Source organism: Streptomyces botrytidirepellens (assembly GCF_003721215.1).
Taxonomy (GTDB): Bacteria; Actinomycetota; Actinomycetes; order Streptomycetales; family Streptomycetaceae; genus Streptomyces; species Streptomyces himastatinicus.
Genome location: NZ_RIBZ01000763.1, coordinates 1 through 10,532, shown reverse-complemented (window position 1 = coordinate 10,532; position 10,532 = coordinate 1). Strand labels below are relative to the sequence as shown.

7 protein-coding genes and 2 pseudogenes are annotated in these 10,532 nt (G+C 72.2%); 5 read left to right on the top strand and 4 right to left on the bottom strand.

All coding sequences use genetic code 11. The features are described from left to right. Positions 1-105 precede the first annotated feature (105 nt). The 3 genes and pseudogenes from acs to EEJ42_RS38865 form a co-directional block, all read right to left on the bottom strand. The gene (gene acs / locus EEJ42_RS38875) at positions 106-2,067 is read right to left on the bottom strand and encodes an acetate--CoA ligase (protein ID WP_123106871.1); all 1,962 of its coding nucleotides are present in this window, start codon (positions 2,065-2,067) and stop codon (positions 106-108) included. 105 nt (positions 2,068-2,172) lie between these two features. Continuing rightward, positions 2,173-3,063 (bottom strand): annotated as a pseudogene (locus EEJ42_RS38870) (carbonic anhydrase); the annotation flags it as partial. 318 nt (positions 3,064-3,381) lie between these two features. Continuing rightward, entirely contained in the window at positions 3,382-4,386 is a 1,005-nt protein-coding gene (locus EEJ42_RS38865; protein WP_123106869.1) for an ATP-binding protein, read from the bottom strand. Positions 4,387-4,488: 102 nt separating this feature from the next. Here EEJ42_RS38865 and EEJ42_RS38860 point away from each other — a divergent pair, with 102 nt between their 5' ends. After that, complete coding sequence (locus EEJ42_RS38860) at positions 4,489-5,310, top strand: Fic family protein (RefSeq protein WP_123106868.1); 822 nt, start codon at positions 4,489-4,491, stop codon at positions 5,308-5,310. Positions 5,311-5,635: 325 nt separating this feature from the next. Here the strand turns inward: EEJ42_RS38860 and EEJ42_RS38855 are convergent, their stop codons facing one another. Continuing rightward, on the bottom strand, positions 5,636-6,472 hold the full coding sequence (locus EEJ42_RS38855) for an HAD family hydrolase (RefSeq protein ID WP_123106867.1): 837 nt from the start codon (positions 6,470-6,472) through the stop codon (positions 5,636-5,638). Positions 6,473-6,926: 454 nt separating this feature from the next. On the opposite strand from EEJ42_RS38855, the gene ssd reads away from it, so the two are divergent. The 4 genes and pseudogenes from ssd to EEJ42_RS50455 form a co-directional block, all read left to right on the top strand. Continuing rightward, positions 6,927-8,036 (top strand): septum site-determining protein Ssd, encoded by a 1,110-nt coding sequence (gene ssd, locus EEJ42_RS38850; RefSeq protein WP_123106866.1) that lies wholly within the window; start codon positions 6,927-6,929, stop codon positions 8,034-8,036. After that, positions 8,033-9,199, top strand: a complete 1,167-nt coding sequence (locus tag EEJ42_RS38845; RefSeq protein WP_123106865.1) for a TadA family conjugal transfer-associated ATPase — start codon at positions 8,033-8,035, stop codon at positions 9,197-9,199. The genes ssd and EEJ42_RS38845 overlap by 4 nt, the downstream gene beginning before the upstream one ends. Next, positions 9,196-10,116, top strand: coding sequence for a type II secretion system F family protein (locus EEJ42_RS38840; RefSeq protein ID WP_123106864.1), 921 nt, complete (start codon positions 9,196-9,198; stop codon positions 10,114-10,116). The genes EEJ42_RS38845 and EEJ42_RS38840 overlap by 4 nt, the downstream gene beginning before the upstream one ends. After that, positions 10,113-10,532: pseudogene (locus EEJ42_RS50455) on the top strand (type II secretion system F family protein); the annotation flags it as partial. The gene EEJ42_RS38840 and the pseudogene EEJ42_RS50455, both read left to right, overlap by 4 nt.

Sequence of the window (10,532 nt, the reverse complement as noted above, 5' to 3'; positions counted from 1 at the left end):
GCCCCCGCGTGGCGGGGGCGCCCCTCGGCCGCATGACCTCGGCTCGGGCCGCTGCTCGGGCCCTTGCTCGGGCCGCTGCTCAGACCGTCGCCTCTGCTCCGCTGCTCAGTCTTCGCTGGGCGCGGACGGCAGCTTGCTCTGGATCAGCGCCATGACGGAGGAGTCGGTGAGCGTGGTGACGTCACCCAGCGCGCGGTTCTCGGCGACATCCCGCAGGAGCCGACGCATGATCTTGCCGGAACGGGTCTTGGGCAGCTCGGCCACCGGCAGGATCCGCTTGGGCTTGGCGATCGGGCCGAGCTGCTTGGCGACATGCGCCCGCAGCTCCTCGACCAGACCTTCGTCCTCGGCCGCACCGCCGCGCAGGATGACGAAGGCGCAGATCGCCTGGGTCGTCTGCGGGTCGGTGGCGCCGACGACGGCGGCCTCGGCGACCTTGGGGTGCGAGACGAGCGACGACTCGACCTCGGTCGTCGAGATGTTGTGGCCGGACACCAGCATCACGTCGTCGACCCGGCCGAGCAGCCAGATGTCGCCGTCGTCGTCCTTCTTGGCGCCGTCGCCCGCGAAGTAGCGGTTCTCGAAGCGGGACCAGTACGTGTCCAGGTAGCGCTGGTCGTCGCCCCAGATGGTGCGGAGCATCGACGGCCACGGCTCGGTGAGCACCAGGTAGCCGCCCGCACCGTTCGCCACCTCGTTCGCCTCGTCGTCGACGACGGTGGCGGCGATGCCGGGGAGCGCCACCTGGGCGGAACCGGGCTTCGTCGCGGTGACGCCCGGCAGCGGGCTGATCATGATGCCGCCGGTCTCGGTCTGCCACCAGGTGTCGACGACGGGCGTCGTGTCCGCGCCGATGTTCTTGCGGTACCAGACCCACGCCTCGGGGTTGATGGGCTCGCCGACCGAGCCGAGGACGCGCAGCGAGGACAGGTCGAACTTGGCCGGGATGTCGTCGCCCCACTTCATGCACGCGCGGATCGCGGTCGGGGCGGTGTACAGGATGGTGACCCCGTACTTCTGGACGATCTCCCACCAGCGGCCCTGGTGCGGGGTGTCCGGCGTGCCCTCGTAGAGCACCTCGGTCGCTCCGTTGGAGAGCGGCCCGTAGACGATGTACGAGTGGCCGGTGACCCAGCCGACGTCGGCCGTGCACCAGAAGACGTCCGACTCCGGCTTGAGGTCGAAGACGGCGTGGTGGGTGTACGACACCTGGGTGAGGTAGCCGCCGGTGGTGTGCAGGATGCCCTTCGGTTTACCGGTGGTGCCGGAGGTGTAGAGGATGAACAGCGGGTGCTCGGCGTCGAACGCCTCGGGCGTGTGCTGCTCCGGCTGGCGCTCCACGATCTCGTGCCACCAGACGTCGCGGCCCTCGGTCCAGGCCACCTCCTGGCCGGTGCGGCGGACGACCAGCACGCTGCGCACGTTCTCGGTGCCGGGACGGGTCAGGGCCTCGTCGACGGCGGGCTTGAGCGCGGACGGCTTGCCGCGGCGGTAGCCGCCGTCGGCAGTGATGATCACGCGGGCGTCGGCGTCCTGGATACGGGTGGCGAGGGCGTCGGCCGAGAAGCCGCCGAACACCACGGAGTGCGGTGCGCCGATGCGGGCACAGGCCAGCATCGCGATCACGGCCTCAGTGATCATCGGCAGGTAGATGGCGACCCGGTCGCCCGTCCTGACCCCCAGCTCGGTCAGCGCGTGCGCCGCCTGGGAGACCTCCCGCTGAAGCTCGGCGTAGGTCAGCGAACGGGTGTCGCCAGGCTCCCCCTCGAAGTGGAGGGCCACCCGGTCGCCGAGCCCGTTCTCGACATGACGGTCGACGCAGTTGTACGCCACGTTGAGCTTGCCGTCCGCGAACCACTTCGCGAAGGGCGGGTTCGACCAGTCGAGCGTCTCCGTCGGCTCGGTCGCCCAGGTCAGCCGACGGGCCTGCTCGGCCCAGAAGCCCAGGCGGTCCGCCTTCGCACGCTCGTACGCCTCGGCCGTCACGTTGGCGTCCGCTGCCAGGTCGGCCGGCGGCGTGAAGCGGCGCTCCTCGCGAAGAAGGTTGGCCAGGCTTTCGTTGCTCACGACATCTCCCATTCCCAGGGTGTCCGTTGTGTCCCCGCCATAGCTCATCAGCCCCGGGCAGGCCCTGACAAGGCGCTGTCGCCGTAAATTGGTTTAGACCTGTAATCAGATTGCCTCCAGTGCCTCCGCGGCTCCCCTCTTTCCGGGCTCCGGGGTGGCGGCCGGACCGGCCGCGCAGACGGCCACCGGGGTGCCGTCATCCGGCCGGACGGCCAGGAATCGGCTCGATCCGGGCTCCAGTACGTACGCCTGAGCCTCCGCCACATGGAAGTACATCCCGTGCAGCACCAGCCCTCCTTCCGCCACCCGTCGCGCGACGCAGGCGTGCGCCATCAGATGCTCCAGTTGCTGCATCACGTTGATCAGCGCCAGCCGCTCCACATCGTCGGCCACCGGCCGGTCGGCCAGTGCGACCTCGCCTCGCCCCAGCCGCCCGATCCGCTCCATCCGCGCCAGCCCGGGCCTGCCGTGGCGCAGCCAGCGCGCCAAGGGGGTCTGCGCCCCGGGTGGCGCGGACGACGAACCGAGCAGCGCCTGCATCGCCCCGCATCCGGAGTGCCCGCACACCGTGATGCTGCCGACCCTCAGCACCTCCACCGCGTACTCGATGGCCGCGCCCACCGAGTCGCAGGCGGCGTCCGCGCCGGGAGGCGGCACGAGATTGCCCACATTGCGCACGGTGAACAGATCGCCGGGGCCGCTGGAGGTGATCATGCTGGTCACCAGCCGGGAGTCGGCGCAGGTGAGAAACAGCTGGGTGGGTCGCTGTCCCTCCCGGGCGAGCCGCGCCAGCTCGTCGCGCACCAGCGGCGCGGTGTTGCGCTGGAAGGCGCTCACTCCGCCCAGCAGCTGCCCCGCGCCCTCCCTGCGTCCGTGTCCGTGTTCGTGTCCGTCCCCGGCCGCCGAGGCGGGGCGGGTGCAGTGGTGGTTGCGCCAGGGCGTCCACGGGCGGCAGGCGGACGCACCGGCCGCCTCGGTGACCGGCCGCTGCGGCCGGTTGAAGCGGCGCAGCGAGACGAAGACGACGATCGCGATCCCGGCGAGCGCGACGGTCATCAGCCCGGCCTGTAGCGGGGCGTCCGCGGCAAGCGCGATCTGGTCCAAGAGCTTCAACATTCCCGTCTCCTCCGGGGCTTCGCGGTCGCGGGCAAGGCGCGGCCGTGGGTCACGGCGTACTGCGGTGCTGACTCCCAAGCGTTGGTAAATGAATCGTAATGCCAGGTAAAGTCAGTGGGAAGCCTTTTGAGGAGGAGTGGGACGTTGTTCCTTCTATGGGGTGAATAGTCAGGTGAGATGACCGCGCCGGGCGGGCGACTAGGCGGGCGCGGGGGCGGCCGCCGCCCGACCGGTCGGGGCGGCCTCGTCCAGGGCGAAGGCCGGATCGACCTGTGCCGCCAGGTCGGCACCCGTCTTCGCGTTCCCCCAACTCTGCGCGTTCTTCAGGTGGAAGTGCACCATCTGGCGGGTGTAGCGCTGCCAGTCCCGCTGCTCGTAGGAGGCGTCCACCGCGTCGTGCAGCGTGCGCAGCGCCGCGCGGTTGGGCTCCTCCAGCTCCGCGAAGCGCGGCGCGCGGCCCTTCTCCATCGCCCGGACCCAGTCGGAGTGGCCGACGGTGACCAGCAGGTCGTCTCCCACCTCGGCGCGCAGGAAGGCGAGGTCGTCCGGGCCCTGCACCTTGTTCCCGACCACGCGCAGCGCCACGTCGAAGTCGCGGGCGTACTCCTTGTACTGGCGGTAGACCGCGATGCCCTTGCGTGTGGGCTCGGCGACCAGGAACGTCATGTCGAAGCGGGTGAAGAGCCCGGAGGCGAAGGAGTCGCTGCCCGCCGTCATGTCGACGACCACGAACTCCCCACGCCCGTCGACCAGATGGTTGAGGCACAGCTCGACCGCGCCGACCTTGGAGTGGTAGCAGGCGACGCCGAGATCGGACTCGGTGAAGGGTCCGGTCGCCATCAGCCGCACCTCCCCGTCCCCGAGCGGGACGGTCCGGGCGCACGCCTCGTAGACGGGGTTGTCCTCGCTGATCCGCAGCAGCCGCGAACCCTCGCCGGGCGGCGTTGTCTTGATCATGGTCTCGGCGGAGGCGATCCGGGGGTTCGTCCCGCGCAAGTAGTCCTTGATCAGGGGGAGATGGGCGCCCATGGCGGGCAGCGCGGCGGCCTCCGCCTCGTCGAGCCCGAGTGCCGCGCCCAGATGCTGATTGATGTCGGCGTCGACCGCGACGACCGGGGCGCGGGTGGCGGCGAGATGGCGGATGAACAGCGACGACAGCGTCGTCTTGCCGCTGCCGCCCTTGCCTACGAAAGCGATCTTCATGTTCAGAAAGCGTAGGTGAGTGATCCTCTCCCATGAGGGATTTACGTGAAGAAAACCACTCCAACGAGGGGCACCGGGCAACGGGTGCGTAGGGTCGTACTCATGAGTACGTCAGCAGATCCGCTCGCCACCCTGGCGGCGCTGCCCGGTGTGGCCGAGTCCGTGGAGGCCGTACGGACGGCAGTGGACCGGGTCTACGGCCACCGGGTGATGCGCCGCCGCAGCAACGAGGTCACGTCGGAGGCGGCGCTGCGCGGAGCGCGTGGTTCCGCTGCGCTGGCCGGTGCCGACTGGGCGCTCGAAGAGGTCCGCCGCCGCACCGACTTCGGGGCCGACGGGGAGCCGCACACGGTGGGTGCGGCGCTGCGGGTGACCGCCGAGGCCGGTCAGCTGCTCAGCGTCTGGCGGCAGTCGCCGCTGCGGGTGCTGGCCCGGCTGCATCTGGTCGCGGCCGGAGGGGCGGAGGTTGACGACAGAGTCGGACGGCCCCGGCTGGCGGGCGAACCGGTACGGGAGCAACTGGTCGGGCCGGAGCCGCCGGACGCCGACGAGGTGGCGGCCCGGCTCGACGGCCTGGCGCGGCTGCTGCTCGCGGGCAGCGAGGCCCCGGCGCTGGTGACGGCCGCGGTGGTGCACGGGGAGCTGCTCGCGCTGCGGCCCTTCGCCTCCTACAACGGCCTGGTGGCGCGCGCGGCCGAGCGGATCGTGCTGGTCGGCAGCGGGCTCGACCCGAAGTCCATCTGTCCGGCGGAGGTGGGCCACGCGGAGCAGGGTGCCGCGATGTGTGTGGCCGGGCTGGAGGGCTATGTGTCCGGGACTCCCGAGGGCATGGCGGCCTGGATCGCGCACTGCGGACGGTCGGTTGAGCTGGGTGTGCGGGAGAGCACGGCCGTATGCGAGGCGATGCAGCGGGGAGCGGCCTGAGGCCGTCCGGCTCCGGGTGCTTCCGGGGCCGGACAGAGTTGCGGCGGCACCACGAGGGTGCCGCCGCTGGCACGTCCGCCGGGTTACCAGTGCGTGCACATAAATTCGCCCATCAGGCCGGGATCTTCGCCCGTCACCTGGTGCGGCTGGCCCGTAATCGACGGGTCGGCGTCGCGTGGGTGCCCAGCATCCGTGCTCGGTCCGTGGGGCCTTGGTGCGTCTGGGGAGATCCTCCCGGATACCCCTGGTCTCGCGGGCCGTCGATTCCTTTCTACTCCTGCGCGGAGCCAAGTGGAACCCCTCCACGCAGATCTTTGCGGCGAGGTCAAATGCGGGCATAAGGGGCGCGTCGTCGGCTGGCGTACCAGACCAGACCGGCGGTGGCGGCGGCCGCGCCCACTGCCGCGACCGCGGCCAGCACCGGCCGCGGCGGCATGGACAGCGAGGGCAGCCGCTGCTTCAGCCGCACCGGGCGATCGAAGGAGAGGACCGGCCAGCCGCGGGCGACCGCTTCGCGGCGCAGGGCCCGGTCCGGATTCACCGCGTGCGGATGGCCGACCGACTCCAGCATCGGCAGATCGGTTGCCGAATCGCTGTACGCGTAGCAGCGCGACAAGTCGTAGCCCTCGGACTCGGACAGCTCGGCGATCGCCTCCGCCTTGGTCGGCCCGTAGGCGTAGTACTCGACCTCCCCGGTGAAGACCCCGTCCTCGACGACCATGCGGGTGGCCACCACCCGGTCCGCGCCCAGCAGCTCGCCGATCGGCTCCACGACCTCCGCTCCCGAGGTGCTGACAATCACTACATCGCGTCCGGCGGTGTGGTGTTCCTCGATGAGTGAAGCCGCTTCGTCGTAGATGATGGGGTCGATCAGATCGTGCAGAGTCTCCGCGACGATCTCCTTCACCTGCGTGACATTCCAGCCGCGGCAGAGTGCCGAGAGGTACTCGCGCAACCGCTCCATCTGGTCGTGATCGGCGCGGCCGGCGAGGAAGACGAACTGGGCATAAGCAGTACGCAGTACGGCTCGACGGTTGATCAGCCCACCCCGGTAGAAGGACTTGCTGAAGGTGAGCGTGCTTGACTTCGCAATGACCGTCTTGTCCAGGTCAAAGAAGGCGGCTGTCCGGGGCAAGGAGTGGTTTTCCACGACGCCGAGCATAGGGCCCACCATTCGGCGTAAGCTGAGGCGCGTGGGTTTGCCTGAGAAGGCTCTCGGGTACACCATGGAAGTCACGGATCGTTCGCGACCGTGCTAACCCGGTCCGACTCCTCCCCCCCCGAGTCGGCCGTGGGGACGACCCCCGCTCTCCCCCCCGGCGGGGGTCGTCGCATGTCCGGACGCTTTTTCGGGCCTTTCACGCGATCTTGCTCCCCTCATCCGGGCCTGGGTGACGCCTGCTCTCCAGCACCCTGAACGGTTACCGTGCGTAATCGCTAGGCTGCACTCCGGAAGTCACTGGTTTAGGTGACTGGGATATTCACAACTGATGAGTTGTCCACGGTTTTGGACCAAGATCCCCAAGATTTTCAGGATCGCGACACGGTGATTCTCCGCGTTGTTTGCACTCGCCGTTCGCGTGAGTGAGAGCGCGTAACGATATGGGGAGGGGATCGTGACTGCATCCATCACACCGGAACGGTCATCACCGGAAGAAGGACAGCGCGGCAGACCGCTGATCATCACCGAGGACGAAGAGCTTCTCGACGATCTGCTGCGCCTGTGCGCGGCCGCCGGAGCCGAGGCCGAAGTGGCCCATGGCGCACCCACGCGCCGGGGCAGTTGGGAGGGCGCGCCGCTGATTCTCGTCGGGGACGACGCGGCGGCCGGGCTCCGGGGCCGCGTCCGCAGAGCGGGCGTGCTGCTCATCGGGCGCGATCTCGACGACCACAACATCTGGCGCCGGGCGGTGGATCTCGGCGCCGACAACGTGGCGTTCCTGCCCGATGCCGAGACCTGGCTCGTGGACCGGATCGCCGATGTCGCGGAGGGGGTCGGGCAACAGGCCCTGACCGTCGGGGTCATCGGAGGGCGCGGTGGGGCCGGAGCCTCCACCCTCGCCTGCGCCCTGGCCGTCTCGGCGGCCCGCTCGGGCCGGCGCACCATGCTCATCGACGGCGATCCGCTGGGCGGCGGCCTCGACGTGCTGCTCGGCGGCGAGGGGTCGGAGGGGCTGCGATGGCCCGCCTTCGCCGAATCGCGCGGCCGCGTCGCCGGGAGCGCGCTGGAGGAATCACTGCCCGAGCTGCACTCCCTGCGGGTGCTCAGCTGGGACCGGGGCGATTCGGTCGTCATTCCGCCCTCGGCGATGCGCGCGGTGCTGGCCGCGGCCCGTCGGCGCGGCGGGGTCGTGGTGGTGGATCTGCCGCGCCGGGTGGACGAGGCGGCGGCCGAGGCCCTCGCCCAGGTGGACCTCGGCCTGCTGGTCGTCCCGGCGGAGCTGCGCGCCGTCGCGGCCGCCCACCGGGTCGCGTCCACGGTGGGCATGGTGCTGAGCGATCTGCGCGCGGTGGTGCGGGGCCCGTGCGGGCCCGAGCTGGACGACGAGGAGATCGCCCGGCTGCTCGGGCTGCCGCTGGCCGGTCAACTGCCGCCGGAACCGGGGCTGCTGGACGCGATCGACGGCGGCGAGCCCCCGGGCGGCAGCGCACGCGGCCCGCTCGGCCGGTTCTGCTCCGAGTTCTGGGCACGGGCCCTGCCCGGCGCGGGGGGTGTCACCGCATGAGCGTCGAAACCCTGGATCTGCTGGACGCGGTGCGGCTGCGGCTGGCGGAGAGCGGTGCGGATCCGAGTCCCTCCCAGGTGGCGGCCGCCCTGCGCGAGGAGGGGCGGCTGCTGGGCGACACCGAAGTGCTCGGCGTGGTCGCCGCGCTGCGCTCCGAACTGGTCGGCACCGGCCCCCTGGAGCCGCTGCTCGCCGCGCCGGAGGTCACGGACGTGCTGGTCACCGCCCCCGACGAGGTGTGGGTGGACCGCGGCGCAGGGCTGGAGCGGACGGCCGTCACCTTCGCCGACGCGGCCGCCGTGCGCAGGCTCGCCCAGCGGCTCGCCGCGGTGGCCGGTCGGCGGCTGGACGACGCCCGGCCCTGGGTGGACGCCCGGTTGCCGGACGGGACACGGCTGCACGCCGTGCTCCCGCCGGTGGCCGTCGGATCCACCTGTCTGTCGTTGCGGGTGGTGCGTCCGCGGGCGTTCTCCCTCGCCGAGCTGGTGGCCGCCGGGACCGTGCCGCCCGGCGGCGCGGAGCTGCTGCGGGCCATGCTGGACGCCCGGCTCTCGTACCTGGTGAGCGGCGGCACCGGGTCCGGCAAGACGACGTTGCTGAGCACCTTGCTGGGGCTGGTAGGCCGGGAGGAGCGCATCGTCCTCGCCGAGGACTCGGCGGAGCTGCGGCCCGATCATCCCCATGTGGTCCGGCTGGAGACCCGCCCCGCCAACCAGGAGGGCCGCGGCCAGGTCACCCTGCGGGACCTGGTGCGCCAGGCGCTGCGGATGCGGCCCGACCGGCTCGTGGTCGGTGAGGTGCGGGGTCCCGAGGTCACCGATCTCCTGGGCGCCCTGAACACGGGACACGAGGGCGGCTGCGGCACCGTCCACGCCAATACGGCGGGAGACGTACCGGCCCGGCTGGAGGCGCTCGGCTCGACCGCGGGCCTGGACCGGGCCGCGCTGCACAGCCAGTTGGCGGCCGCCCTGTCGGTCGTGGTCCATCTGGTGCGGGACCGCGACGGACGGCGCAGGATCGCCGAGCTGCACGTGCTGGACCGGGACCGCGCGGGCTTCGTCACCACCGTGCCGGCCGCCCTGTGGGGCCCGCAGGGCTTCGAGCGGGCGGCGGGCTGGCAGCGGCTTCAGCGGCTGTGCGCACGGGGCGGAGGTGCGTCATGACCGGCATCGGAGGGAACCCCGGGGCGCTGACCCTCGGCGCGGCGCTGCTGTGCGCGGCGGCGGCCGCATGGCTGATCTCCGGGCGGGACCGGGAGCTGCGCCGGGCCAGACTGCTGTTCGCGGGTGGTGGGCCCGTCGCGCCCACCGGGCCGGACCCGGCGCGGCGGCTGTCCGAGACGGTCGCCTGGCTCAAGGAGCGCTGGCGGGTCAGGTACGGCGGGCGGATGGGGCGTGAGCTGCTGTGCCTGCCGCTCGGCTGTGTGCTCGCAGTGCTCAGCGCGTCGGTCCTGCCGCTGTTCGCCGCGGTGGCGGCCGTGCCGGTCGTCGGCCGGTGGCTGAGGACCCGGGAGCGCGCCCGGGCCCGCGACCGGCGTGCGACGGGAGTGATCGAGCTGTGCGGCACCGTGGCGGGCGAGCTGCGGGCCGGGCGACAGCCCGGCGAGGCGCTGCTGTCCGTGCCCTCGGGCGACCTGGGGGAGCGATGGGGGCTGGTGTCCGCCGCCGCCCGGTTCGGCGGGGATGTGCCCGAGGCGCTGCGCAGGGCGGCCCGGCAGCCGGGCGCGGAGGGGCTGACCGGGGTCGCGGCCTGCTGGCAGGTGGCCGTCGACGAGGGCGCGGGGCTTGCCGCCGGGCTCGACCGGGTGGCCTCGGCGCTGCGCGCCGAGCGCGAGCAGAGGGAGGTTCTGCGCGCCAGGCTGGCAGGGCCCAAGGTCACCGTCGCGGTGTTGGCCGTGCTGCCGGTCTTCGGGCTGGTGATGGGCGCCGCGCTGGGCACCGAGCCGCTGCACCAGCTCCTGCACACCCCGGTCGGGCTGGGCTGTCTGCTGGGCGGCTGCCTGCTGGAGTGGGCGGGGTTCGTCTGGCTCAGACGGTCGATGCGGGCGGCGCTCGCCCCCGGGAAGGCAGTTGGGCGATGAGCGGCGTCCTTGTCCACAGGCTGGGGATCGTGCTGTCCCTCATGGCGGCCGTCGCGTATGTGGCGATGGCGGGAGTGGAAGCCCGGCGGGGCCGTGCCGCCGGGCGGCGCCTGGCGGCACTGCTGCCGGGCGGGCCAACGGACGCGGACACCGGCACGGCCCGGAAGCCGGCTCGGGCCCGGGAGCGCTGGCGCGCGCGGATGGACGAGGGCGCGGCCCTGGCGTGGGCGGCCTCCCTCGGAGTCCTGCTGGCCGGTGTCGTCCTCGTCGGAGGGCCGCCGGGGTGGGTGCTGGGGCTGGCGGCCGCGTTCGGCGTCCGGTGGTGGCAGCGGCGGCAGACCGACGCGCGGCGGTCCGGCGGCCGACCCGGCGGCGCGGGGAGCGAGGCGGCCGAGGCGGTGCGGCAGATCCCGCTG